The 25,955-nt window shown below is 34.8% G+C and carries 23 protein-coding genes and 1 pseudogene; 19 read left to right on the top strand and 5 right to left on the bottom strand.

Annotated elements, in window-relative coordinates:
• Positions 1-175: 175 nt before the first annotated feature.
• The 9 genes and pseudogenes from gtfA (at position 176) to BUB90_RS04445 (ending at position 9,792) form a co-directional block, all read left to right on the top strand.
• Positions 176-1,615 carry a sucrose phosphorylase gene (gene gtfA / locus BUB90_RS04485; RefSeq protein ID WP_073283483.1) on the top strand — a complete coding sequence of 480 codons (1,440 nt, stop codon included), beginning with the start codon at positions 176-178 and terminating at the stop codon, positions 1,613-1,615.
• A gap of 283 nt (positions 1,616-1,898) precedes the next feature.
• Positions 1,899-2,261, top strand: a complete 363-nt coding sequence (locus BUB90_RS04480) for a BlaI/MecI/CopY family transcriptional regulator (protein ID WP_073283480.1) — start codon at positions 1,899-1,901, stop codon at positions 2,259-2,261.
• Positions 2,262-2,273: 12 nt separating this feature from the next.
• Positions 2,274-4,562, top strand: coding sequence for a M56 family metallopeptidase (locus tag BUB90_RS04475; protein WP_073283477.1), 2,289 nt, complete (start codon positions 2,274-2,276; stop codon positions 4,560-4,562).
• Between the two features lie 166 nt (positions 4,563-4,728).
• Positions 4,729-5,778, top strand: coding sequence for a 16S rRNA (cytosine(1402)-N(4))-methyltransferase RsmH (rsmH, locus tag BUB90_RS04470; RefSeq protein WP_073283473.1), 1,050 nt, complete (start codon positions 4,729-4,731; stop codon positions 5,776-5,778).
• 234 nt (positions 5,779-6,012) lie between these two features.
• Positions 6,013-6,876, top strand: a complete 864-nt coding sequence (locus tag BUB90_RS04465; RefSeq protein WP_139241698.1) for a hypothetical protein — start codon at positions 6,013-6,015, stop codon at positions 6,874-6,876.
• Positions 6,877-7,306: 430 nt separating this feature from the next.
• On the top strand, positions 7,307-7,768 hold the full coding sequence (locus BUB90_RS04460) for a DUF6323 family protein (protein WP_242952477.1): 462 nt from the start codon (positions 7,307-7,309) through the stop codon (positions 7,766-7,768).
• A gap of 48 nt (positions 7,769-7,816) precedes the next feature.
• Positions 7,817-8,692 (top strand): DUF6179 domain-containing protein, encoded by an 876-nt coding sequence (locus BUB90_RS04455; RefSeq protein ID WP_073283467.1) that lies wholly within the window; start codon positions 7,817-7,819, stop codon positions 8,690-8,692.
• Between the two features lie 90 nt (positions 8,693-8,782).
• A pseudogene (locus BUB90_RS24385) lies at positions 8,783-8,968 on the top strand (GNAT family N-acetyltransferase); the annotation flags it as partial.
• Positions 8,965-9,792: an HAD family hydrolase gene (locus BUB90_RS04445; protein ID WP_073283464.1), complete on the top strand. Its 828-nt coding sequence runs from the start codon at positions 8,965-8,967 to the stop codon at positions 9,790-9,792. The pseudogene BUB90_RS24385 and the gene BUB90_RS04445, both read left to right, overlap by 4 nt.
• A 149-nt stretch (positions 9,793-9,941) precedes the next feature.
• Here the strand turns inward: BUB90_RS04445 and BUB90_RS04440 are convergent, their stop codons facing one another.
• From BUB90_RS04440 to yicI, 4 genes are all read right to left on the bottom strand, one after another.
• Positions 9,942-10,667, bottom strand: a complete 726-nt coding sequence (locus BUB90_RS04440) for an MBL fold metallo-hydrolase (protein ID WP_073283461.1) — start codon at positions 10,665-10,667, stop codon at positions 9,942-9,944.
• Between the two features lie 108 nt (positions 10,668-10,775).
• Positions 10,776-11,102, bottom strand: a complete 327-nt coding sequence (locus BUB90_RS04435) for a CD3324 family protein (protein WP_330393748.1) — start codon at positions 11,100-11,102, stop codon at positions 10,776-10,778.
• A 422-nt stretch (positions 11,103-11,524) separates the two neighbouring features.
• Positions 11,525-12,496: a phosphotransferase family protein gene (locus BUB90_RS04430; RefSeq protein ID WP_073283455.1), complete on the bottom strand. Its 972-nt coding sequence runs from the start codon at positions 12,494-12,496 to the stop codon at positions 11,525-11,527.
• Positions 12,497-12,720: 224 nt separating this feature from the next.
• A complete protein-coding gene (gene yicI, locus BUB90_RS04425; protein ID WP_073283452.1) occupies positions 12,721-15,063 on the bottom strand; it encodes an alpha-xylosidase in 2,343 nt (780 codons plus the stop codon).
• Positions 15,064-15,397: 334 nt separating this feature from the next.
• On the opposite strand from yicI, the gene BUB90_RS04420 reads away from it, so the two are divergent.
• From BUB90_RS04420 to bilS, 5 genes are all read left to right on the top strand, one after another.
• Positions 15,398-16,309 (top strand): helix-turn-helix domain-containing protein, encoded by a 912-nt coding sequence (locus BUB90_RS04420; protein ID WP_073283450.1) that lies wholly within the window; start codon positions 15,398-15,400, stop codon positions 16,307-16,309.
• Positions 16,310-16,413: 104 nt separating this feature from the next.
• A complete protein-coding gene (locus BUB90_RS04415) occupies positions 16,414-17,679 on the top strand; it encodes a serpin family protein (RefSeq protein WP_073283446.1) in 1,266 nt (421 codons plus the stop codon).
• Positions 17,680-17,709: 30 nt separating this feature from the next.
• Positions 17,710-18,750 carry a DUF4846 domain-containing protein gene (locus BUB90_RS04410; RefSeq protein WP_073283443.1) on the top strand — a complete coding sequence of 347 codons (1,041 nt, stop codon included), beginning with the start codon at positions 17,710-17,712 and terminating at the stop codon, positions 18,748-18,750.
• A 75-nt stretch (positions 18,751-18,825) separates the two neighbouring features.
• Positions 18,826-19,623 (top strand): flavodoxin family protein, encoded by a 798-nt coding sequence (locus tag BUB90_RS04405; protein ID WP_073283843.1) that lies wholly within the window; start codon positions 18,826-18,828, stop codon positions 19,621-19,623.
• Positions 19,624-19,772: 149 nt separating this feature from the next.
• The gene (gene bilS, locus BUB90_RS04400; RefSeq protein WP_073283440.1) at positions 19,773-20,273 is read left to right on the top strand and encodes a flavodoxin family protein BilS; all 501 of its coding nucleotides are present in this window, start codon (positions 19,773-19,775) and stop codon (positions 20,271-20,273) included.
• A gap of 122 nt (positions 20,274-20,395) precedes the next feature.
• Here the strand turns inward: bilS and BUB90_RS04395 are convergent, their stop codons facing one another.
• Positions 20,396-21,307, bottom strand: coding sequence for a helix-turn-helix transcriptional regulator (locus BUB90_RS04395; RefSeq protein ID WP_073283436.1), 912 nt, complete (start codon positions 21,305-21,307; stop codon positions 20,396-20,398).
• A gap of 288 nt (positions 21,308-21,595) precedes the next feature.
• On the opposite strand from BUB90_RS04395, the gene BUB90_RS04390 reads away from it, so the two are divergent.
• The 5 genes from BUB90_RS04390 (at position 21,596) to holB (ending at position 25,947) form a co-directional block, all read left to right on the top strand.
• Positions 21,596-22,024 (top strand): putative ABC transporter permease, encoded by a 429-nt coding sequence (locus tag BUB90_RS04390; RefSeq protein ID WP_073283433.1) that lies wholly within the window; start codon positions 21,596-21,598, stop codon positions 22,022-22,024.
• A gap of 154 nt (positions 22,025-22,178) precedes the next feature.
• Complete coding sequence (locus BUB90_RS04385) at positions 22,179-23,609, top strand: aminotransferase class I/II-fold pyridoxal phosphate-dependent enzyme (protein ID WP_073283430.1); 1,431 nt, start codon at positions 22,179-22,181, stop codon at positions 23,607-23,609.
• Position 23,610: 1 nt separating this feature from the next.
• Positions 23,611-24,213, top strand: coding sequence for a nucleoside/nucleotide kinase family protein (locus BUB90_RS04380; RefSeq protein WP_073283425.1), 603 nt, complete (start codon positions 23,611-23,613; stop codon positions 24,211-24,213).
• Positions 24,214-24,449: 236 nt separating this feature from the next.
• Entirely contained in the window at positions 24,450-24,890 is a 441-nt protein-coding gene (locus tag BUB90_RS04375; protein ID WP_073283421.1) for a YaaR family protein, read from the top strand.
• 70 nt (positions 24,891-24,960) lie between these two features.
• Positions 24,961-25,947: a DNA polymerase III subunit delta' gene (gene holB / locus BUB90_RS04370; protein ID WP_073283418.1), complete on the top strand. Its 987-nt coding sequence runs from the start codon at positions 24,961-24,963 to the stop codon at positions 25,945-25,947.
• Positions 25,948-25,955: the final 8 nt, after the last annotated feature.

Here is a 25,955-nt window from a genome sequence, read left to right as displayed (position 1 = left end):
ATACGAAACACGCTTTGTAGATTAGTACTTCTATAGTGCATGCAGTACGTATTTCGCTGAAAGTGATAAATCAAAGATTAATAAATCAATACAAAATAGCTTGTAAAAACATGATGAAGAGACACAAATGAAAGGTTGCCATGATGATAAATAAGGCAGTTCAGGAGGAGTTAGTATGAAAAAGATAGAAAATAAAATTATGTTAATCACATATGCGGATTCTATGGGTAATAATCTTAAGGATCTAAAAACAATTTTAAAAGACCATATTGGAGATGCAATTGGAGGTGTTCATTTACTTCCTTTCTTCCCATCTAGTGGGGACCGTGGTTTTGCTCCTATGACATACCGTGAAGTTGACCCTACTTTTGGCGGTTGGGAAGATGTTATGAGCCTTGCTGACGATTATTATCTTATGTATGATTACATGATTAATCATATCTCAGCACAAAGTGAATATTATAAAGACTTCTTAGCAAAGAAAGATGATTCGGAGTATAGAGATTTATTCATTCGCTATAAAGACTTCTGGAAAAATGGTGAGCCAACGCAAGAAGAAGTAGACGTTATCTATAAGAGAAAGCCTCGTGCACCTTATGTAGATGCAATTTTTGCGGATGGGACTTCAGAAAAGGTTTGGTGTACATTTGATGAAGAACAAATTGATATCAATTGTCCACATGAAGCTGCGAAGAAATTCATTCGTGAAAATCTTCGTTATTTATGTGAACATGGTGCAGCAATTATTCGTTTAGATGCATTTGCATATGCAACGAAGAAAGCTGGTACAAGCTGTTTCTTCATCGAACCAGAGGTATGGAACTTGCTTAATGAATGCGAAGATATTCTTAAAGAATATGGAGTAGCTATTTTACCTGAAATTCATGAACATTATACAATGCAACAAAAGATTGAAGAGAAAGATTTCTACGTATATGACTTTGCTCTTCCAATGCTCTTAATCAATGCATTATATTATGGAAATAGCTCATATTTAAAGAACTGGTTAAACATTTGTCCAAGAAAACAATTTACTACATTAGATACTCATGATGGAATTGGTGTGGTTGATGTTCGTGACTTACTACCAGATGAAGAAATTGATCGTACAAAAGAGGATATTTTCAAGTTCGGAGCTAATGTTAAGAAAATTTACAACACAGCAGCTTACAATAACTTAGATATCTACCAAATTAACTGTACTTACTATTCAGCACTTGGTGATAATGATGCGGCTTATCTTTGCTCACGTGCAGTTCAATTCTTCGCACCTGGAATCCCACAAGTATACTATGTAGGTATGTTAGCAGGTAAGAACGATCTAGAATTATTAGAAGAGACAAAAGTAGGACGTAACATTAACCGTCACTACTATTCAGTAGAAGAAGTAGCCAAAGAAGTAGAACGTCCAGTTGTAAAACGTCTTCTTGAGTTAATGAAATTCCGTAATAGTCATAAGGCATTCGATGGAGAATTCATTCTTAATGAAAGTCCAGACAATATCATAAGCATTACAAGAAGATGTGGTGAAGAAGAAGCTAATCTTGTAGTAAATCTTGTGGATAAGGAGATGAAGATTACTTATACGAAAGATGGAGAGATGGTTGAGTTATAAAATATAGAATTATAATTAAGATAGTAAATTAAAGTTATATATGTTAATAAAGATCGTCTCATTCACGGTGTATGTGGATAAGATGATCTTTTTTCCTGTGTTATAACGATACCTAAGACTGCGGCGACTTCTACAAAGAACTATAATCTACAGCGTGGTAAAATCCTCTTTAAACACACCTTAGTAGAAAGAGTATTAACATTGACAATTCTGACTACATATTGTAGACTGTAAGTGACTACAATATGTAGTCAGAACTGTGTTAGAAAGGCTGGTATATCAAATGGAAGAGTTTTCACTAGGAACAATTGAAGGAAGATTTGCAGATATTATTTGGGAGAAGGAGCCGATTTCTATGAATGAATTAATTAAGATTTGTGAGAAAGAATTTGGTTGGAAAAGAACCACTACATATACTGTTTTAAAGAGATTAAGCCAAAAAGGAGTATTTCAAAACGAGAGCGGTACGGTTACATCAATGTTATCGAAACAAGATTTCTATGCATGTCAAAGTGAACAATACGTAGAGAATAGTTTTGGTGGATCGTTACCTGGATTTTTAGCTGCTTTTACAAGAAGGAAGAAGTTAAGTAAGGCGGATATCGAGAATTTGAAGAAGATAATTGAGAGCTGTGATGAGAATTAAGGAGGAGGGTCTATGACACAAGATATCTTTATTAAGCTGTTGAATATGAGCTACCAAGGCGGTATTGTCATATGTTTTGCTTTATTGGCTAGATATATCTTACGCATAATAAGAGCTCCAAAGAAGTTTGCCTATTATCTATGGCTAATTGCATTTGTACGGTTAATCTGTCCTTTTTCTTTTGAGAGTGTGCTAAGCATCTTGCCAAAGGAGATAGAACCAATTAAACAAGAAATTATATATGAACAGGTACCTGAGATACATACAGGAAGTACCGTAGTTAATCAAGTTGTAAACAACGTACTTCCAAAGGCAGATACGGTATCCAGTATCAATCCTATACAGAGAATTATGGGTATTATGCAAGTAATTTGGTTAGTTGGGATTGGAATAGTTTTTATCTATAGCTTTGTATCTTTTATTCGATTGAAGAAGAAATTAATCGGCAGTATAAGTTTTAACACATTATCAAGTGAACAAAACGGTCTCGATACAATATACCTATCCGATCATATTGCCACACCATTCGTATTGGGCTTTCTAAAACCACGTATTTACTTGCCATCTATAATTAACGAAAAAGAGATCTCTTATATACTAATGCATGAACAAGCTCATATAAAACGAAAAGATCATATGATTAAATTGATCGTATTCGTTATCACGGTTATTCATTGGTTTAATCCCCTTGTTCTAATTGCATATGCAATACTGAATCAGGATATGGAGATGTCATGTGATGAATATGTGATGAAAAACTATAAAGAAGATATTCGAAAGGAATATGCAACCTCTTTACTGAACCTATCTGTGGGGAGAAGATTAATATTAGGAGTGCCTTTAGCATTTGGAGAGGGGAACGTAAAGGGACGTATTAAGAATGTAGCCAGATATAAAAAACCTTTGATATCAGTAGTAATCTGTACAGTAATTGGCGTAATTATATTAGGAATCGCTTTGCTAAGTAACCCCTTATCAACTACTACATTTAATAAAATAGTGGAAGAAGTTAACAGTATAGATGAGGATCAAATCGACTCTATAACAATACGTATGTCTGATAAAGAACAAACATTTCCAGCAGCCTATGGTAATGAATTTATTGAATTTTTCAAGACATTAAGGGTAGAGAAGAAGGAGATTAGTAAAGATCGTAGCGAAAATCGAGATAAAGATATTAGTATTACTATTTCCTATGGAACAGGATATGACAAAAGTTACGCTTTCTATATTACGGGGGAGGAGATTTGGTTTGATAATGAAGTGAATTCTTCGTTTTCGTATCGGATTGTTAATACGAAAGATGTGGAAGATTTCATAAAGAGATTACTTGGTAGTATAGAGGAGGCCTTGCCAGTTACAGAAGATAATGAATTACCATCGCAAGTAGAGGAGTTTTCTGAACAAGAGATGAACGAGGTTGAAGTAACCATCCCTACAATAAATCTAGATGGGAATCTAGGAGCAGATGGAGCTATCCTTGATTATGCAGATGGTAATAATATAATCTTCCATGATTACTTTGGACTTTTTGTTTACGATTTGAATATACAGGAATTTGTTAGAGCCGTTGATCTAGAGGCAATTGGCTGTAACTACACACAAGGGGATAATTATTGTGAAGTATCGGTTTCAGCAGATGGTACTTCTGTGTATCTACACCCACTAAGCGAGAAGGATATGTATGTCTTTTATGTACCCACAGGAAAATTATATAAAACTACCTATGACCTTACAGGTATAACGCTGTTTGATGAACTTGTTGATAATGATTTAGCCGGTAGTGGGAATGGTGTTTATTCAATACAGAAGGTTATATTTAAGACAAATGACCTCACTTATTATGGATATCTATACGCTGGTGGAGAAGCAACGATTAGAGACCTTGCATATGTCGAGGATGATATGATATTTAGTTTATTCGAATCTTTGGAAGATGAGAGTATAGTTCCGGAGGGAATATCCATGTCTGTACAGGTGTATTCTCTAACTAAAAAAGGTGCTGTAATTACATTGTTGAACAAGGCAGATAAGGATTACCAATATGGAGATCAATATTACTTGCAAAAGTATGAAGATGGAAGATGGTATGATGTACCTTATGTTATTGAAGATTTTGGATTTAATGACATTGCGTACGGATTGGAAAAGAATAAAGAAAGTGAATTTATAATCGACTGGAATTGGTTATATGGAGAATTAAAGCCAGGAAAATACCGAATTGTCAAAGATATAATGGATTTTAGAGGTACTGGTGATTATGATGTATATACACTGACCGCAGAATTTATTATTGAATAACAGAGATATATAGACTTCTTTCCCACATTCATTCCTAATGTAGAGATCGACATTGTACGCTATTCATTTTATATAAAATATGCTATGATTACAGATGAAATATATTAGGAATGAGTAGTATTTAATTATGAGTAGGTAATAAATTATGGAAATAGAGAGGTAAACAATGGATAATCAAGAACAACAGCATAAAAGACGTGTTCGTTATAAAGGAACACATCCTAGGAGCTATAAGGAAAAATACAAAGAACACCAACCTGAGAAATATAAGGATACAATAGAGAAAGTAATTAGTAAGGGAAGTACACCAGCAGGGATGCATATATCCATCTGTGTGAATGAGATTTTAGAATTCTTGCAGATTAAGCCTGGACAGATTGGACTAGATGCTACACTTGGTTATGGTGGGCATACTTCACATATGTTAAAATGTCTAGAAGGAAAAGGTCATATCTATGGGCTTGATGTAGATCCTATTGAGTCTGCGAAAACGAAAGAGCGTCTAGAGGGTTTGGGATATGGGACAGATATATTAACGGTTAAATTACTGAACTTTGCAAATATTGATCAAATAATTGCAGAATCAGGACCACTTGACTTTGTATTAGCGGATCTAGGTGTATCCTCTATGCAAATTGATAATCCGGATCGAGGATTTTCATACAAAGTAGAAGGGCCATTGGATCTACGATTAGATCCTAGTAAAGGTATCTCGGCAGCAGAACGTTTGAAAAACATTTCACAACCAGAATTAGAAGGAATGTTAATTGAGAATTCGGATGAACCATATGCAAGAGAGATCTCTCGAGCAATTGTATCTGAAATTAAAAAAGGAAGAGCAATTGATACAACTACTAGACTAAGAGAAGTTATTGAAGGGGTACTTACCTCTGTCCCAGCTTCTGAGAGAAAAGAAATCATTAAGAAGACTTGCCAAAGAACATTCCAAGCACTTCGTATTGATGTAAATAGTGAATTTGAAGTATTGGAGCAATTTATGGAGAAACTCCCTAATGTTCTAGCCAAAGGCGGACGTGTTGCCATATTGACATTCCATTCGGGCGAAGATCGTCTTGTAAAGCAATATTTTAAACACTTTTACAGAGAAGGAATATACAGTGATATAGCAAAGGACGTAATTCGACCATCTTTAGAAGAATGTAATATAAATAGCCGTGCCCGATCAACTAAGATGAGATGGGCTATTAAGGCGTAAAGGCTTATGATTTTGAAGCTTTATTTCATGCCAACATATTTATGTTTTGGTTTCCGTTACGATTTTAGGAAAGTTATAACACTGACATAAAAACATTGATATGTTTGTCGCCATTACAAAGTGTATAACAATTGTCTACACTTTATTATTATGAGAGGAGTCATGCGTAACTTTCTTCATATGATTTATTCTAGAAAAGTCACAAGCAAGATTGTAAGATGCATGGAAATTATTATGAGAATTAGCAAGAATAGAAAAAACAGTCTAAATAAAAGACGAGTTAGCTTGATTATTGCAGCGGCAGTAGTGATGTTTGGATTAAGCGCATGCACAGATGATAATAAAGAGCCAGAGAAGAATTCGACGGAAATTGATGCTCCACAAGAGTCTGCGAAGACAGGAGTGATAGAAGATGAGATGAAGGGCTATGACAAGGCAAAACCAATTATCTATAATGAAGGATACAATATTTACTCGGGGTTAATTGGTGCTAAGAATTCGAAAATCGCCTTATACCGCGGTGATAATGGTGATCAAATGGTTTACGTAGTAATTGATGGAGAGGAAATATCTGCAAATATCACAGCTAGTGAGAATGAATTTAGAATTGACGATTCTGCTGATATAGGTATGATTCTTGTGAAAGAACCCTTTGAATTAGGAATCGTATATACGAACACATTAGGTGGAGATGGCATTATTGGTAAGTTCAATAATGGTGAAGGGTATCAGGAAGTTGAGATGCAATTAGACTCCATCGTAACATATCCAACAGAAGGTTTATCAAGAGAAGAAGTTCAAAAATCAATACAAACCATACGAGATCATATTATCAACAAGGAATGGGATCAAGTGGCAGACTATGTTGAATATCCATTGATTGTTAATGAGAATGGTGAGATAACAAAGATTACTGACAAGAAGGAGTTCCTTGCCACTGTAAATGATGCATATTTTTCAGAGGAGTTTCTTGCGGTATTAGAAAAAGAGGATTGTATATTCCCGTTTTATAATTACCAAGGCTATATGATTGCGAATGGCGCAATATGGTTTAATGAAGTGGATAATGAACTAAAGATTTTTGCAATTAATAAATAAGTATAATAATGCAGAATAGTAGGTAAATTTCCTAATGCATAAATAATAAATAGAGGAAAATCATTTGAATTAATAAATCAATGATTTTCCTCTTTTTCTATAACTATATTACCACAAAATCCACAATTTTTCAAGACTTGTAAATAAAAGGGCGTAGATTTACAATAAATAAATTAATAAATAAATAATTTAAACTAAGTGTTGCTCAGATAGTTCTTCTAATAAATATAGCAACCACCCACTTGAAATGGATTTTTTATGTGCGAAGTTTGAGTAAAGATTCAGGTGCCAAAGCCTTTCGCAAAACTTGCGTTCGTCAATTTGCACATATAACAGTCTCACACATTAATTTGTTCAAATTGACGAGATCGAAATCATAATTGGCCTTTGACACCCCAAATTAGTAAAAAATAGGAGGAAGGTAAAAAGAATGGATGAAGATAAAATCTTTCAATATCTAATAGGCCAGCAAGAAAACAATCAACTGACAATACAAAAGCAGATGAAGGACCTAATGGCTTGTAATGACTACACGAAACAATTTGGGATTCAACTATCAGAGAAAGAGGCGCTGGATTTAATCAAGGAAAGAAGAGAAAACCTTATTAGGCAAGAACGGATTGAGTTTGGGGAAGGGATTATTACTAAGCTAATTTTTACATTCTGTGACTCAACCTATATATATCAAGATAATTATGTGGAAACTATTCAAAGACTTCAAGAGATCTTCTATCTCTACAAGAATGAGTCCCTAGATGAATTGACGGATGATGAGTTATTAGAGTATATGAAAGAACAGCTTGATGGTAAGTGCCAAGGTGACTTGGACTACCTAGAGGATACAGCTTTGGAAGCATTTGCACGGAAGATTCGATGCGGGTGGGATGACTAAAGGATATTACGTATTGAGGTATAGTGAAAAGAATAATGGAGTGTGCTTATGTTAGAGTATGAGATGGAAGAGTTAGTACCAATTGTAGCGAAACTTACTGAGCAATATACGAGTAAGGAAAGTAGTTCAATCCGGTTTGAAACAGCCAGACAATTGATGGAGGCAGCTATATACTGTATTCATCATTCTGAATATATGGTTGACAACAATGAAAAAAGTTCAGCATATGTTATGGTGAATAGAGCCGAGCATTTGTCGGCAAAAGAAGCATATGAACATGGATATCATATTCTTGTAGAGAAAGTAAAACGATTGAACGTAAAGTATTCATCACTGCTATCGTACTTTAATTCGTACAGAAATCAGGCATATTATGATACGATTGTAAAGGGAATGCCAGCTTTCTTTTTGTATTATGATGCTAAGTTTGCACCACAGAATCATATCCTTACACTGGATTATCCGACCTTACGGTTTATAGGAGACGTACAAGGGGTAGATGCAATCGAATTATATCTGAATTACACAGAATATGAGCAGACATTTCTCAAAGCGTTTCCAGAAGAGTATATATTGAAGACCTTGGAATTATATCATACAGACTATGAGGAGCTATTAATCAATGTATGTAGTATTGTTTTGCGTAACGTGTTAGTATGTATGTGGATAGACAAACCGATTTCTGGAAATAGATTCACTAAGAATGAGATTAATTATATTCAGGATAAAATCCTTGAGAAGGGGCAGTTGGAGATTGAAATAATTATAATGAATCTCTTACAAAGCTTAATTAGGATGGGATTTGAAGATAATAAGGAGCTACTAGAATACTTAAGTTATGATATTCATGAATTTAGTACTGAGTTATGGAATGCAGCACAGTACAATAATGTGAATATATTGCTTGGTGGAGAAAAAGCATAAGATATATAAGGGGGAGAGTAAACAAATGACGGTAAATAATGTGTCAAAGAATAAGGAGCAACTGGGCTATCAAGGTATAATTGTTACCGTAGACTTGGATTAGGAACAGAGATTTGTAGACAGATTATCAACGAAGGTAAGAAGTATGGTGCTAACGAGGTGTACCTACAAGTGGCGTCAGTGAACGAGGGTGCTATAAGGCTATATGAGAAACTTGGATTTACAAAGGCATATACTTATTGGTACAGAGTGAAAGGTGGAGAGGAAAATCAATGAAGACATTGTATGTAACAGATTTAGATGGAACCTTATTGAATACCAAAGATCGTGTCAGTGAATATAGCATACGTACAATTAACAGATTAATGGAGAAAGGGATGCTATTCACTTATGCAACAGCACGTTCCCTTGTTTCTGCTTCTGTTGTCACACAGGGCTTATCAATTGACATGCCTGTTATTGTCTATAATGGTTGTTTGGTGATTCAACCAAGAACGGGTAAAGTTCTGTCGTCAATTCAATTTACGAGGAAAGAACGAGAAAAAGCAATAGAAATCATAAAAGGTAATCAGATTTCACCGTTAGTGTATTCATACATAGGGGGGAAAGAATGTGTATCTTGGAATCCAGATAAGGAAAACGAGGGTGTGCAGAGGTATCTGAGTTTACGAAAAGGTGATAAACGGCTACGCCCTGTTGAAGATAATCAACTCTATGATGGAGAGAGTTTTTACTATACCTGTATTGGTGAGAAGGAAAAGCTCCTACCAATCTATGAAGCATTATGTCTTGATAATCGTTATCGTTGTACCTTGGCTCAGGAATTATATCGAGAGGAATACTGGTGTGAAATTATGCCGAGTGCCGCAACCAAGGCGAATGCAATCAAGCAAGTAAAAGAGCTTTTTAATTGTGACAGAGTGGTTGCATTTGGTGATGCAGTTAATGATATGAATATGTTTACGATAGCAGATGAATGTTATGCAGTAGAAAATGCGGTATCCGAACTAAAAGAGGTGGCAACGGGAATTATTGCTTGTAATGATGAAGATGGTGTTGCTAGGTGGCTTGAGGAAAAGGTGAGTAAAGAATTCGGCTGATTTATAGACACCTAGAAAAGCTGTATTAATTAGTAAGGCCAAGGCAATTTAATCGGCCTTGACTTACTAATTAACTAAATAAGCTTTACACTGTGGCATAGTTCAATATATTTTATTAATGCCTTTGGTTTTCAATAGATAAGTAAATTTTATTTTTGAATATTTATTAATGAGTTTTTTATATCTTCTTGATATACTCCACCGTGATAACATATGATTTTTTGGATATCATAATTTAGCAATTTGTTAATAGATTTTATGGCTTCACTCATGTCTAATGTATATTGTGGATTTGCGACTGCTAATTTGCCATTCAAGATAACTAAAGCATCGCCAGCTATTAAAGTTTTACTTTCCTTGAGATAAATTGATATATGCCCTGGCATATGTCCTGGTGTTTCAACGATTTCCATACCATCGCACCAATCAAATATATCACCATCATTTAGTGTTATATCTACATCAACATTATCTACTGATTCTAATAATTTCTGGAATGATAGTGCGGCTTCCTTTTGGTCATCGGGCAAGTCATTGTATATCGATTCTGCTTGTTGAAGCCTTAAAGATTTTTCCTTACCATTGATATATTTTGCATCTTTTGAGGAGGCTAATATTTTTATATTAGGGTATTTGGACTTGAAATCAGCTGCTGAACCCATATGATCAAAGTCATGATGAGTGATGATGAGTTTTGTTAATTTCTCTAAATCTATAGTATTCTTACTTGCACATTCTTCTATTAATTGAAGAAAATTAGGATAACCACAATCAATTAAAATCATTTCATTTTCATCTTGTAATATAACAGGATATATTGAATCTATGGCTCCATTGAGTTCAAAATCTATTTCTAATACATATAATTTATTCATATAATGCCTCCATAATTAATAACCTCTGATCTGATTATAAGTATATCACTAATTATCTAAATGAGCATGTCCATAAACAGTTCTGTATTATTCTTGATAATATATAAGTCAATTATCCCTTGATTTTTCTGATCTTATTATTCTTCTTATACTACTTTCTGTTAGATAGTATTCACCTATTAGCTGACTAATTGCCATTCCTCTTTGATATTTATTATAAATTTCTCTATTTCTATCGCTAAGCTCTTTTTTAAATCCACTTTTTTCACCCCAAGATTTTTTGGAATTGTTCTTAAGTGGTATATATAGATATTCACCATCAACATATTCTTGAAGTAGCTCCAGTACATGCTTAGGTAAAATATCTTGTGCTTTTTTATATTTCATACTCTTTGCTCCTAAACTATTTGAGAATTTAATAAATAGTCCATGCAAAGACTGTATTAAGCATAATATTCTATAGTTAATTACGGCTCCAAACAAAATGTTACTATAATGTTTTACAGTCTTTGCTTGGAGCCTATTGCGATTACCAATTTTGATTTATTTAACATTGTTACATTGCCCTTTCTAGAATAGGTTAAGGTGTAAAACCCTCTCGTAATACTTTCCTTCGCCAATTTGCACATCCTTATGGCCCTCTACCAACTTCAGCGGGGCGAGAGAGCGTTGCGGGTGAACTACGTTGACATAATAGGTTCACACATAAATTTGTAAAAATTGACGAGACCTAAATTAAACTGACTTATGACAAACTGGCCAAAATAATAATATCATAAAATTAAAACCCATATTGACAATTCTGTCAATATGGGTTTCATAAATTTCACTGGTAAAGATGGGGAGATAGTGGATTATTAATTCATTAATCTTCTTAAGTTTTCAATCTCACTTCGAAGCTCACCAGTGACCCAGTTAAAACGCCCTTCATCAGCGAATTGACGATACGGTGTCTCAATTGTCATGGCAAGACGACGCCATATTCGGTACAGGGAGATTCTACGTAGCTCCATCTTGGTAAATGTGTTTTTACCATAGCCGTCTAAGAAGTTTTGATCGATTTCCCCATATCCGGAGAAATCATCTTCTAATAGATAATCACCCCATAGACAGCGCTCGAAATCAATGACTCCTGATAGCGTGTTATTATGAATCATGATATTACCATCCCAGATATCGTTATGAATTAGACATGGCTGTTTACAGTCGTCAAAAGCCTCTTGATTGGCAAGGATTAAATTCCAAAGCTCATCATAAGAGACATATGGAATATCAAGATTCTTAGCTAAGCCATCATCAAGGAGCAATCGGAAAACTCCAAGCATGAATTCGCTATTACTAGATGTGAAGGAATCTGGTAATTGGGGTCTTCCAAACTGTGTGTTTGATATGGTGTTGATTTTGGCTGTAATCTCACCAACTCTGTGTTTCACCTGAGCGCGTTCCAGCTCAGATAAATCCTGAATTACTTTATCATAAGAGATGCCATTAATTTTGCTAATGAATAGGTAGGGTGCTTCACAGATGGTACAACTGGTATCATGTAGTATAACACTGGGGATAGGAATAGAGAGTTTTTGATTAATGAAGGTTAGCATTTGTGCTTCGTTTAATAATAGATTGTTCTCGTCTGACAACATTTCAATATTCTCGTGAGGTGCAATTTTTAGTACCATTTCTTTATCATTTGCAGTAATTAAATATACGGCATTACAGAAACCACCATCTAATGGTTTGGCTAAGAAGGAACGGAGTTGTTCTCCTAGTGCCTTCGCTGTCATTTGCCTCAATGTAGATTCTGTTTGCCAGAATTTAGATACAGCGTCCATCTTGTTACCTCCAATATTTTTTGGAATAAGGGGCTACCCAAAATAATCCTTTTGATTTTATTTGTTTATCGGATACATTTACATACTAGTAAAAAAACAATCTTCACAGTTTATATGCGGCTTCACGGATATTACATATCCGTGTTCCACATACGAATCAGTCGAAAGATTGTTTTTTCAGGTACATTTATTATATTTTAAGCTAAAACGGAATTAGTTAGTTATTATAGTGTAATACTTACAGAAGTACTACCAGAAACTGCAGTAGCTTTCTTATCTGTACCAGCAACAGCTACAGTGAATGACTTGTCTGTCGCAGCATAAGAAACTTCGATTACATTACCATTACGAGTAGCTGTGATATCTGTGAGTTTGTTTGCTTCGCTGTCATAAATCGTAGCAGTAGCAGTTTTACCATCTTCAAGGTTGTAAATAGTAGCTTCTGCGTTGTTAAGGTAATCATAAACCACGTTATTTGATGCAAATTCACCAAAAGTAACGATTGAGTTTGGTCTAGCAAGGATTGGCATCTCGAAGTAATTACATGTTCTTGTGTAATATCTGCCACCTTCGTATACATCGTTAGTTATGATATCATACCAAGTTCCTTCTGGTACATAGAACTCAGCAATTCCTTCTTCGTTCATAACTGGAGCGATTAGAAGATTATCACCTAACATGTATTGTGCATCAAGATATTTACATGCAGGATCATTAGAGAATGCTATAACCATAGAACGCATCATTGGCACACCAACTTCGTGAGTTTTGATTGCTTGTGACCATAAGTAAGGCATTAATCTACCTTTTAATTTGGTGTAGAAGCGAAGTACGTCACATGATTCTTCATCGAAGCTCCATGGAACACGGTATGAACTTGAACCATGTAAACGGCTATGTGTAGACATAAGACCGAATGCGCACCATCTCTTGTATACATCAGCTGGAGCCGTAGCTTCAAATCCACCAATATCGTGGCTGAAGAAACCAAAACCAGTTGAGCATAGAGAAAGTCCACCACGAACTGTTTCTGCCATTGCTGAGTATTCAGCGTAGCAGTCACCACCCCAGTGTACAGGGAATTTTTGTCCGCCAACAGTTGCACTTCTTGCGAATAGACAAGCTTTATCTTTTCCGTAGAATTCTTCTAATGCTTCGAATACACATTTATTGTAAAGGTAAGTGTAGTAGTTATGCATCTTAACAGGGTCCATACCGTTATAATATTTACACTTTGTTGGAATTCTTTCACCAAAGTCTGTTTTGATGTTGTTAACACCCATTTCGAATAATTGTTTTAATAATCCTTTGTACCAATCCCATGCTTCTGGATTTGTGAAGTCAACGATTGCCATTCCTGGTTGCCAGAAATCAGTTTGGAATACGCTACCATCAAGGTTTTTGATGAAGTAACCCTTTTCTTTACCAATATCGAATAACTTAGAACGTTGGCCAACATATGAGTTAATCCATACACATACTTCTAAACCTTTATCGTGAAGTCTCTTAAGCATTGCTGGTGGATTAGGGAATTGTCTGGTATCCCATTCGAAGTTACACCATTCGAATTCTTTCATCCAGAAGCAGTCAAAGTGGAATACTTGAAGAGGAATATCTCTATCAGCCATTCCATCGATGAAAGAGTTGATGGTTTCTTCGTCATAATTAGTTGTAAATGAAGTAGATAACCATAAACCAAATGAATATGCTGGTGGAAGAGCTGGCTTACCAGTTAAGTTTGTGTAGTTCTTTAATACGTCTTCAAGGTTTTCTCCACCGATTACGAAATATTCTAATTCTTCACCAGGTACAGTGAAAGTAACACGAGATACCGTATCAGACATTACTTCGAAAGATACTTTATCAGAACTATTTACTAATACACCGTAGCTCTTTGATGAGATATAGAAAGGAATATTCTTATATCCTTGATCCGTACAAGTACCGCCATCGCTGTTCCAGATTTCAACGTTTTGACCGTTTTTAACGAATGGAGTGAATTTTTCACCAAAACCATAGATACATTCGCCGATATCTGTCTTTAATTGCTCTCTTAGATAGGAAGCGTTATCAGTTACTGGGTAATCGAAGAAGTCATTATCTTTGTTTAATTCCTTTTTAGCATCTACGCTGTATTGATTCTCTGTGATGTAAGAAGTAGCTCTCCATGTATTACCAGTTAAATGTCTGTCTTTATAGTAGAATTGTACATTCCAAGAAGTACCTTTAGCGATTACTACCTTTGTATTACCTGAGATCATCTCGATATATTCTTCAGTATCATTAATGATAGGTTTGAAGTTAGCATCTTCGTTTAATTCGTAGTGAGGTGTGTTATCAAGACCACCCTTATAATGAACGGTACTTACCTTAATGGTATCTTCACAAGTTGATGAGTACGTAACTTCAAGATTTGGGCCTTGAAGAGTCATACCACGGTTTTCGATTACTGCTGATGTTACTAGAACAGTAATGCTATTTTGTGTAGTTGTAATTTCATATGGTTGAGATGCGAACTTCACATCATAACCTTTTTGTGTAACCCAGAATCCGTTTGCGAATTTCATAGCTTTATATCCTCCTTTTAGATGAATGTATATTTTGGTGTATTCAATCTCTGTTGGTGTTTTTTGTATTTACTTTATATTGATATAATAGTATTATATTATTATTGGAACGATTAATATTTAACTAAATAAATAATTTATAACATTATTTTGATAATATCATAGTTAGTTAAATGAATTGTAAGAAGAGGAGCAGAGTAGTAATTACAATTTGTAGTATACAACCTTAAAACAAGGGTTATACACGAAAAAGAGATATGCAATTGTCTACAGGTATTATACAAGTGGAGAGTCTGGATAATATATTGAAAAAAAGAAAGCAGGAGGTGAGAGGATGGATACAATTCAAAAAAGTGGAATAAAAGCCCAAGATAAAGCCAAAGATTATGAAGAGAAGATTAGTCATGGTACGGCAGAAATACCCATTGCATTGCATAAACTAGAATATCCCAAGGGCACGCAGAATGTATTCTATTTGCATTGGCATAGAGAGATAGAGATATTAGTTGTAACCAGGGGAATAATCGAGATACAAGTTGAAGAAACAAAATACGTTCTTGAGAAAGGAGATTGCATCTTCATTAATTCTAATATGTACCATAGTGCAAGAGCAGTAAATACAGATGGTTGTGCGTTCTATGCAGTGGTATTCTCTTATGAGTTCTTGCAAAATGACCTACATACACATTTTAGCAAGCATTATATACGACCAGTTCTAAAAGGTAAGTTATTGTTTACGCCAGTGATTCGTAGAGATAACGGATGGCAATCAAAGATTCTTGACTGGCTTGATGAAATCAATGAACTGGATCATCTAAAACTACTGGATAGCGAATTAATGCTGAAGACACGTATGTATGCTATCTGGGAGCTGTACTATAAACATGGGAAGCTTAATGATGTAATGGAAGATGATAATTCTCTGAATCAAGAAAGAATTAAACCTGTTCTTGCTTATATCGAGGAGAACTATTCCTATGAGGTGACGTTATCAGAATTAGCAGCATTGATTCCTATGAGTGAAGGTCAGTTTTGCAGGGTATTTCGTCAAACGATGAATCGAACTCCAATGCAATATATCATGCGTTATCGTGTTATGCAGAGCTGCCATCTTCTTACGGAGACCAACAAGAAGATTGCGGAGATTGCGAATCTGTCTGGATTTAATAATATCAGTTATTACAACAAGGTGTTCCTTAGTATAGTAGGATGTACACCAAAACAGTATCGAAATTCTAATTTTTAGTTAGTAGGATATAAGGGGTGGAACCTTTTTCTGTTATATGTCGTCAAATCTATGGAAGTAACTATTACGTAAAATAGAATAAAACATAGGAAAGGGGTATTACTATGATTAAGGTTAATAAGCTTTATGTAAAGAGGATTGTATCTATAATTGCTATGACAGGAGTTGTATTCTCTACGACAGGATGTTCTTACAAGATTAAGAGTGCGAATTTAATGAAGAATGTGAAAGCAAGTGTTGTAGAGAAAAAAGAGCTTGATGAAAATTTTATCAAACAAACAGCAAATTTTTCAGTGAAGTTGTTTCGAGAATCGGCAAAGGAGAATGAGAGTTCAATGATTTCACCTGTTTCTGTTATGATGGCGTTATCTATGACGGCAAACGGAGCGGATACTGGTACGAAAAAAGAGATGGAGCAACTATTGGCTGGTGGTGGGTCTATTGATGAGTTGAATGAATATTTATATGCTTATAAAAATCAATTACCATCAGACTCAGATAATAGATTAAGTCTAGCCAATGCAATATGGTTTCGAGACGATAAAGATCAATTAAAGGTAGAGTCTGATTTTCTACAGAAGAATGCAAATTATTATGGGGCAGAAGCTTATGAATCGCCTTTTGATAAAACAACAGTAGATGATATTAATCAATGGGTAAAAGATCATACAGATGGTATGATTGACAATATGGTAGATAGGATTAATAAGGATTCAATTATGTATCTGCTTAATGCAGTAGTTTTTGATGCAAAATGGGAAAACCCATACACGAAAAATGATGTTAATAGTGGAGAATTTTCTGCCTGGGACGGAACAATACGAAGTGTAGATATGATGACTTCAGATGAGAGTATGTATCTTGATGATGGGACTGCTACGGGAATTATTAAAAATTATAAAGGTGGGCAATATAGTTTTGTAGCATTGTTGCCAAATGAAGGAACCAATGTGAATGGTTATCTAGAATCCTTAACAGGAGAACATTTACTTTCTGTTATTGAAAATGCACAATCAACTACGGTAGTAACAAGGATTCCTAAATTTAGCTATAATTACACAATAAAGATGAATGATGCATTAATAGAACTTGGGTTACAGACTGCCTTTGATTCAGATGCAGCGGACTTTTCAAAGTTAGGAAGTTCATCTGATGGAAACATCTATATAGGTGAGGTTCTACATAAGTCATATATCTCAGTTGATGAACTGGGAACGAAAGCTGGAGCTGTCACAAAAGTTGAGATGGTAACGGAGTCTGCTATGGTAACAGGATATGAGGTTTTTCTGAATCGACCTTTTGTATATGCGATTATTGATAATAACACAAAGTTGCCATTATTCTTAGGAACGGTAATGGACATTAATTAGATTATGTTAAGTATTGAAAGGGGTGTGGGAATGATAGACAGAGGAAAAGCAATTAGTACATTACTCATTATAGTTCTAATTGTGATTAGTATTTCTGGCTGTACGAAAGAGAAGAATACATCATCGGATAAATTGAATGTAAATGAAGAGCAGATAATAACAGATGCAAACGAAGAGGGGGTAAAAGAGGAGAATCAACAAAAAAACGAAGAGCTTGATTATGATGAAACTACAACAAAAGATGTTGATAAACAGGAATCTACAAATTCTCAAGGAGAAGATAGCCTAGATGACGACCATATGGGGCAAGAGGCTTCCTTTATCAATTCTAGCGGGAATACAGTAGAGACTAGAATACGAACACCAGAAGGGTATTCTAGAATAGAGGTTACGGATAACAGTTTTGGTGATTATCTTCGTAACTTTGATCTTAAGGAAGATGGTTCCCCTGTTTTATTGTATGATGGAAGAGAAAAGGGAAATCAATCAGCGCATATAGCGGTTTTGGATATGAGGCTCTCGAATAAAGATCTGCAACAGTGCGCAGACTCTGTTATTCGTATGTATGCAGAGTATTATTATGCGAATAAACAGTATGATAAAATTAACTTCCATTTTGTGAGTGGATTTTTGTGTGAATATGAAAAGTGGCAGAAGGGATACCGCGTTAAGGTGGAAGGAAATACTGTTAGCTGGCAAAAGACCAAAGGGTACGATGATTCTTATGAAGCATTTGAAAAGTATCTGGATACCGTGTTTTCCTATGCAAGTACACTTTCTTTAGACAAGGAGTCTTCAAAGATTGATATAACGGATTTACAAATTGGTGATATCTTCTTAAAGGGAGGAAGCCCAGGGCATGTCGTTATGGTTGTAGATATCTGTGAGAATGAACTTGGGGATAAAGCATTTTTATTAGCGCAAGGGTTCATGCCAGCGCAGGAATTTCATGTTTTGAATAACCCATCATCTGAAAGTGATCCTTGGTATTATGTGAATGAAGTGAAGTATCCTTTTCGAACGAGTGAGTACTCATTTGATGAGGGGAGTTTGAAAAAGTTGGAGTATTAGTTTTTGGAGGAGGATTCTTTAGATTTACAAAATATTTATACAATGATTTTAAGCAAAGAGGGGAGTATTTATAGTATGAGATATCTTGTAATTAATGGTAGTCCACATAAGGGAAATACATGGAGGCTAGTTGAGTATGCGGTTTCTTATGTTAGAGAACACGATAAAAGTGCTGAATTCAAAGAGTTTCAATTAATGGATCTGAATCTTCCTTTTTGTACTGGGTGTAGTAATTGTTTCCGAAAAGGAATGGAATTCTGCCCACACTATGAGAAGGTTGGAATAATATATAATGCACTTGAATGGGCAGATGGATTAATTCTATGTAGCACGACATTTAATGTAAGAGAAACCGCGTTATTAAAGAATCTAATAGACCATTTCTGTTATCTAATGCATCGACCACATTTTTTCACAAAAAAGGCGCTCTTTATTACATCGGTTGGAGGAGTAGGAGCAAAAGGTGCTGTAAAGAGTATAGATGGAAGTCTAAGGGCAATTGGATTCAATCGGTGTTATTCTTATAAAGTAAGGACAGTTAGTTGGAATGCGTATAATCCAAACGAAAAGGTACAGAGACAACTTAGTAAAGTTAGTGAGAAGTTCTGTAAAGATGTTATGGAAAAGAAAATGCATTGTCCGAAATCAAACATTTTAATTCCCTATAATCTGTTTCGTGGAATGTGTAGATATTATGCGCCAGGGACAGAATATGAATCTACTGATGGAGTTTATTGGACGGATAAAGAACGTATGACAAGGGCTTATGATAAGGCGGTGCCATTGCATCTCTATCAAAGGGTGCTTGGTGGAATATTCTGCTTTATCGGTAAGACTGCAGGAAAAAAGATGATTGTTACATATAAAAAATAATATTATAATTGTTATTGACTCTCATCTTAGGCTAAGGATTTCGCTAATGTTGATGAAGTAGAATCCTATGGATACGTTATAAAACATGTACAGATTGACGAGTTGATATGGATGGTTGTTGGAAGTAAAGTATAATTGGAGGTACCGATATGAAAATTGCAATAGTTTATAAAAGTATAACAGGAAATACGAAATTAATTGCAGAAGCGATAAAAGAAGAATTAAAAGATAATGAGGTCGTATATTTTGGAGAACCTGCAGAATCCATAGATGCAGATTTCATCTTTTTGGGATCTTGGACAGATAAGGGAATGTGCTGCAAGGAAATTACAGACTTTTGCCATACAATAAGTAATATGCAAATCGCTTATTTTGGAACAGCAGGTTTTGGTGGCTCGGAAGAGTATTATAAGTCCCTTTATAATAGAGTTAAAGAAAGCATACCTTCAAACAACACCGTTGTGGATTACTTCTTCTGTCAAGGTAAAATGCCAATGGCTATTAGAGATAGATATAGTAAGCTAATAACTGAGCACACAGAGGATTCGAATTTAAAAGTTAGTATCGAGAATTTTGATAAAGCTTTGTCCCACCCAGATACTACAGATTTAGAGAACGTGAAGATATGGGCGCGTAAATTAATTAAATAAAACATTAAAAAGTGTCAATTATTTTATTCTATTAGGAAGGTCTTTATGATCAAAGGTATACCTTCCTATAGAAAAAACATGAGGATGTTGCAAAAAATTAAAATGTCTATTTTGCAACATCTTCATGTTTGTCCATACATATGCAATATGTTTTTGGCACCATTAACTAAATCATCTTGAAGATCTCTTGGAGCTAATAATTCAACCTTATCCCCAAAGCTAAAGAGCCAATTTAATACATGTTCTCTGTTTGAAAAATTAAATTTTAAGAGAAGACGTCCATCTTCTTGAGGAATAAGAGAATCTGGTCCATACTCATCGATCAAGCGCCATTTAACACAAGGATCAAAGAGTGCAGTTACTTTAATAGATAATGGTCCAAATGGCTCAGGCTGAACAGGAAGTTCAGGAAGTGTCCTAGGTTCATATTCTTGATGTAGGTTCTCGAGCATTAGGATTCTATGTAATTTATATAATCTAAAGTCTTTGTTCTGTAGACAATATCCCCAAACATACCAAGAAGACCATTGAAAAATCAAAAAATACGGTTCAGTTCGTTTAACACTTTCTCCTCTTGGAGAGCAATAGGTAAAGGAAATCAATTCTCTTTGTTCAATCGCATTCTTAATTAATTCCATCTTAGGAGCAAGCGAAGATTTGTACCAAGAGGAAAGGTTAATCAAAACAGAATTGTTGAGAGCAAGATTAGTTGTACTTTCAACAGATAGTTTATTCATTAGTTGTAGATACTGATTTGATCCGCTAACAGAATCAAGGGTCTGAAGTCCAGTAAGAATTGCCTTCATATCAGCAGAGCTTAATAAGGTTCGCTCAATTCGATAACCCTCCATTATTGAAATTCCACCGTTTTGCCCTTTTGTTGTGACTATCGGAATACCTGCCTTACAAAGGTCTTCAATATCGCGATTAATTGTACGTCTGGACACTTCGAATTTTTCAGCTAGATATGGTGCTGTAACTTTATCTTGTTGTAGTAGGATAGATAGAATGCCGATTAAACGGTCGATTTTCATGGGAGAGTTCCTTTCTGCCAATTATGATAATTAATTCATGGATTTCTGTTATTTTATCATCTGAAAGGTACATAAGTCTAGTATCATGAAAAGTGAATTTGAATTAAAATAAAAGCTAAAATTTAATATACTTACCAACTTTATCACGCAGTGCAAGTAACATACCAACATATTTGTTATGATATTGAGCATGTTAATAGTAAAGGGACGGAGTCTAAATTAGCGCCGTCGACTTAACTGGAATATCAAATTTTGAACTGCTTTTTGCCTTTTCAAAAGGAGGTTATGATGGTAAGAGTAAAAAATAATTTTATAAAGTATATTCTTCTATTTTTTGTAGGAGGTTATGCATATTGTGGTATTGAAATTTTATCAAGAGGTTATTCCCATGTTTCAATGTTAATTGCCGGAGGAGTTTGCTTTATATTAATAGGTTTACTGAATGAAAAATCTCCTTATCGAATGTCATTTGTTAGTCAAATGGTGGTTTCATCTGTTATAATAACAGGAGTAGAATTTGTAACTGGTTTAATTGTTAATGTGTGGTTGGGATTGCATGTATGGGATTATTCACATCAACCATACAATGTATTAGGACAAATCTGTTTATTATATGCTTTTATCTGGTTTTTCTTATCACCGTTGGCAATTATAGCGGATGATTATCTTCGTTATTGGCTCATGGGTGAGAGAAAACCTAGGTATCATTTTTGGTAGTTATTTTGATTTTGTTATGTAGAGAAGATAGCTTGCATGTATGCAGTCATGATGTTTCGCAAACGCTTATAAAACATTTTAAGCAATTGCGAAACTCTTCTCTATGTTGTGAATCAGGTTCTACTAAAACATTTGTATTTGAAAGGAGCTCAATTTGGAGTACTTATATGATAAATTAATAAAATATAGAGAAGAAGATATCTATCCCATGCATATGCCTGGTCATAAGCGTAATCTAGAATTAATGGATATGGTAAATCCATATGCCATTGATATAACGGAAATCGATGGATTTGATAATCTTCATGATGCAGAAGAGATTTTACTTGATAATATGGAGGAAGCAGCGCAGTTATATCATGCGGAACATACACATTATTTAATTAATGGAAGTACGAGTGGATTGCTTGTATCTATTGCAGCGTGTACCAAGAAGGGGGATACCGTCCTTGTGGCAAGGAATTGCCACAAGGCTGTCTATCATGCCATTTTCTTGAATGAGTTAGTTCCAATCTACTTATATCCAGAAGTGGATGACGACTATGGAATTCATAAGGGAATTACGCCTGAGCAAGTTAAGAAGGAATTAGAAGAAAATCCTGATATTAAGATGGTGCTACTTACATCACCAACTTATGAAGGTATCGTTTCTGATATTAGAGAGATTGCTAGTGTAGTCCATTCTTATAATATTCCACTGATTGTAGATGAAGCACATGGAGCACATCTTGGGTTTAGCAAGGATTTCCCTGAGAATTCCGTAACCTGTGGGGCGGATCTGGTTATTCACAGTGTTCACAAAACACTACCGGCATTTACCCAGACGGCACTATTACATAGTAATGGAAGTTTAGTGGATTATGATAAAATAAAGATGTATCTGCAGATTTATCAGACAAGCAGTCCTTCCTATGTGTTGATGTCCGGGATAAGTAATTGTATCCGTATCATAAAGGAACAAGGAAGGCAATTATTCGAAGAATATTATCAAAATTTAAGAGAGTTTTATCAAGCTTGTAATAAACTGAAACATTTAGAAGTCTATCAACCAATAAAATTACAAGAAGAGAAACGTCCATTCGCATTTGATCCTTCTAAAATCTTGATCTTTACGCATCATAGTTCTATAAATGGTATCGAATTGTATGAGATGCTTCTAAATCGTTATCGAATTCAATGTGAGATGGTTTCTAAGAATTATGTATTGGCTATGACAAGTTTAGCTGATACGAAAGAGGGATTCAATCGGCTACTAGCGGCACTTTTAGATATTGATAGGAATATATCAAGAGAGAATAAACAAGAGCAAACCACCCTGTTTTATGTAACGGATTTAAGGCTTGCCTTAACACCATATGAAGCTTATAATCTTAGAAAAGAAAGTATAATAATAGATGAAAGCATCGGTAATATAGCAGCCGAATATATCTATCTATATCCACCAGGAATTCCACTGGTAGTTCCAGGAGAAGAGATAACAAAAGAGATTATTAGTAGAATCAAAGAGTATAAGAAGGCAGGATTGCATATAAAAGGTATGAAAGATCATGATAATGAGACGATTCTTGTAGTAGGAGAAGAATAATATGGGTAAGATATATGTAGTTATTGGAAAAAGTGCTTCGGGAAAAGATTCGATTTTCAAGTACTTGCGGGAAGATGAGACACTTAAGTTGAAGACAGTAGTAGGATATACAACTAGACCAATTCGCATTGGTGAGCAAGATGGTGTTGAATACTTTTTTGTAAGTGATGATAGATTTGAATGCTTAAAGGTAGAAGGGAAGATTATTGAATATCGTACGTATCAGACAATCAATGGTCCTTGGAATTACTTTACCGTTAATGATGGACAGATTGAGCTAGAAAAATCAGATTATTTGTTCATTAATACTCTTGAAGCGTATAATCAGATTAGAAAATACTTTGGAGAAGACAAAGTTATACCGATATATATAGAAGTAGAAGATGGTGAACGTTTGAGTAGAGCACTTAAGCGTGAGAAGAAACAATTAACTCCAAACTATGCTGAATTATGCAGAAGATTTCTTGCAGACAGTGAAGATTTTTCTGAAGAGGAGCTTAGAGAGAGCGGAATAGAGAGAAGGTTTAAGAATAACGATATTCAAGAATGTATTGAAGAGATCAAAAAGTATATTAATAACGACCAAAAGAATGAAAAACTTTAGTGTAATAATGTATATATTTATGATATAATGTAACTTATGAAAGTAGCGAAGCTACTTTTAGGGCTTACACGAAGTGAAAGACCGCAGCTCCGAAGGAGCCATAAGTTAACGAGAGAAAGCACAGAGTGATTTCTCGAGTTTACTGGACCTTAAGGAAAAGCAAAATATGAAAGTAGCGAAGCTACTTTCATAAGTTACTAGTAATTGATTTTTAAACTGCGTCAGGGGGGATAAGAGTGGACATTAAAGTAAATCAAATGCAAAATGTAAATCAAGTAGAGACAAGAAACCAGATTACCGAGAATGATGGTTCTTTTAAATTTACATTGATTAGTAATATAGAGGAGCAAGATTTGCAGTCTCGCTTAAACTTCATGATGAAAGAAATTATACAGCATGGAAACAAATTGGCCAAGCACATGGACATTCGTGACATGAAGAAGTATCGACAATTGATTAAAGAATTCATGAATGAAATTGTTAATCGATCACATAAATTCAGTCGTGAGAATTTCCTTGATAAAAGAGGGAGACATCGTGTCTATGGTATGGTTAAACTTGTGGACAAAACGTTAGATGAACTAGCCACTGAATTAATTAAAGATGAAACAGATCACATTAGTATTCTTAATAAGATAGATGAGATAAAAGGTTTATTACTGGACATATTGGCTTAGTAAGATTAATAAAGGTTACTATGAGGCAACACGAAATAGTAACGAATAGCGGCAGATTGGAGTAGGGATGATGTACGATTTTGGTAGTATTGTTGGACACGAACAGATTATTGAACATTTACAAAGTGCTATTAAGATGGGGAAGGTTTCGCATGCATATATCATTAATGGTGAGAAAGGTATGGGAAAAAAGACCATTGCGTATACCTTTGCAAAGACGTTACAATGTGGAGAGGCTGCAACGAATTCATGTAATACGTGCAAATCCTGTTTACAGGTAGAGTCAGGTAATCACCCCGATGTTATTTCGGTAACTCATGAGAAGTTAAGCATCGGTGTTGATGATATTCGAGTGCAAGTAAACGGAGATATAGCAATCAAGCCTTATAGTGGTCCATATAAGATCTATATCATTGATGATGCAGACAAGATGACAGAACAGGCACAGAATGCACTACTTAAAACAATAGAAGAACCACCTGCCTATGCTATCATTATCCTACTTACCACCAATAGTAGTAAACTACTACCAACAATTCTATCGCGGTGTGTAATGTTGAATTTAAAACCTGTATCTTCAGATGCAATTAAAGAGAATCTAATGAAGGAATATAACGTTCCTGATTACATGGCTAGTATGAGTGCAACATTTTCACAAGGTATCTTGGGACGAGCAATCAGGTATGCATCTTCCGAAGAATTTACACAGTCAAAAGAAGAAGTACTCCATCTATTAAAATATATCGATGATATGGAATTGTACGAGATTATGGAGGCAATTAAGAAGTTGTCAACACATAAGCTTGAAATTAATGATTATCTAGATTTAATGATATTATGGTACAGAGATATTCTTATGTTCAAGGTAACAAAGAATCCAAATCTCTTACTGTTTAAAGAGGAATATAAGTTTATATCAGAACAAGCAAGAAAGAAAGACTATGAAGGTATTGAGAATATCATCATTGCAATGAATAAGGCGAAGATCCGTTTAAATGCGAATGTAAACTTCGATACCGTTATGGAACTTATGTTGCTTACACTAAAAGAGAATTAAAGGAGAGG

It is taken from the genome of Anaerosporobacter mobilis DSM 15930 (assembly GCF_900142955.1).
Classification (GTDB): Bacteria; Bacillota; Clostridia; order Lachnospirales; family Lachnospiraceae; genus Anaerosporobacter; species Anaerosporobacter mobilis.
The sequence above is the reverse complement of the archived record's forward strand: the minus strand, read 5'-3'. Positions and strand labels throughout refer to the sequence as shown.

Excerpts from the sequence above, each read along its gene's own strand:
- BUB90_RS04410 (WP_073283443.1), top strand. The coding sequence starts at position 17,710 with ATGATAGACAGAGGAAAAGCAATTAGTACATTACTCATTATAGTTCTA.
- BUB90_RS04440 (WP_073283461.1), bottom strand. The coding sequence starts at position 10,667 with ATGAATAAATTATATGTATTAGAAATAGATTTTGAACTCAATGGAGCC.
- BUB90_RS04415 (WP_073283446.1), top strand. The coding sequence starts at position 16,414 with ATGATTAAGGTTAATAAGCTTTATGTAAAGAGGATTGTATCTATAATT.
- BUB90_RS04420 (WP_073283450.1), top strand. The coding sequence starts at position 15,398 with ATGGATACAATTCAAAAAAGTGGAATAAAAGCCCAAGATAAAGCCAAA.
- BUB90_RS04475 (WP_073283477.1), top strand. The coding sequence starts at position 2,274 with ATGACACAAGATATCTTTATTAAGCTGTTGAATATGAGCTACCAAGGC.
- BUB90_RS04405 (WP_073283843.1), top strand. The coding sequence starts at position 18,826 with ATGAGATATCTTGTAATTAATGGTAGTCCACATAAGGGAAATACATGG.
- BUB90_RS04445 (WP_073283464.1), top strand. The coding sequence starts at position 8,965 with ATGAAGACATTGTATGTAACAGATTTAGATGGAACCTTATTGAATACC.
- BUB90_RS04390 (WP_073283433.1), top strand. The coding sequence starts at position 21,596 with ATGGTAAGAGTAAAAAATAATTTTATAAAGTATATTCTTCTATTTTTT.
- gtfA (WP_073283483.1), top strand. The coding sequence starts at position 176 with ATGAAAAAGATAGAAAATAAAATTATGTTAATCACATATGCGGATTCT.
- holB (WP_073283418.1), top strand. The coding sequence starts at position 24,961 with ATGTACGATTTTGGTAGTATTGTTGGACACGAACAGATTATTGAACAT.
- yicI (WP_073283452.1), bottom strand. The coding sequence starts at position 15,063 with ATGAAATTCGCAAACGGATTCTGGGTTACACAAAAAGGTTATGATGTG.
- BUB90_RS04460 (WP_242952477.1), top strand. The coding sequence starts at position 7,307 with ATGGATGAAGATAAAATCTTTCAATATCTAATAGGCCAGCAAGAAAAC.
- bilS (WP_073283440.1), top strand. The coding sequence starts at position 19,773 with ATGAAAATTGCAATAGTTTATAAAAGTATAACAGGAAATACGAAATTA.
- BUB90_RS04480 (WP_073283480.1), top strand. The coding sequence starts at position 1,899 with ATGGAAGAGTTTTCACTAGGAACAATTGAAGGAAGATTTGCAGATATT.
- BUB90_RS04380 (WP_073283425.1), top strand. The coding sequence starts at position 23,611 with ATGGGTAAGATATATGTAGTTATTGGAAAAAGTGCTTCGGGAAAAGAT.
- BUB90_RS04455 (WP_073283467.1), top strand. The coding sequence starts at position 7,817 with ATGTTAGAGTATGAGATGGAAGAGTTAGTACCAATTGTAGCGAAACTT.
- BUB90_RS04430 (WP_073283455.1), bottom strand. The coding sequence starts at position 12,496 with ATGGACGCTGTATCTAAATTCTGGCAAACAGAATCTACATTGAGGCAA.
- BUB90_RS04395 (WP_073283436.1), bottom strand. The coding sequence starts at position 21,307 with ATGAAAATCGACCGTTTAATCGGCATTCTATCTATCCTACTACAACAA.
- BUB90_RS04465 (WP_139241698.1), top strand. The coding sequence starts at position 6,013 with ATGAGAATTAGCAAGAATAGAAAAAACAGTCTAAATAAAAGACGAGTT.
- rsmH (WP_073283473.1), top strand. The coding sequence starts at position 4,729 with ATGGATAATCAAGAACAACAGCATAAAAGACGTGTTCGTTATAAAGGA.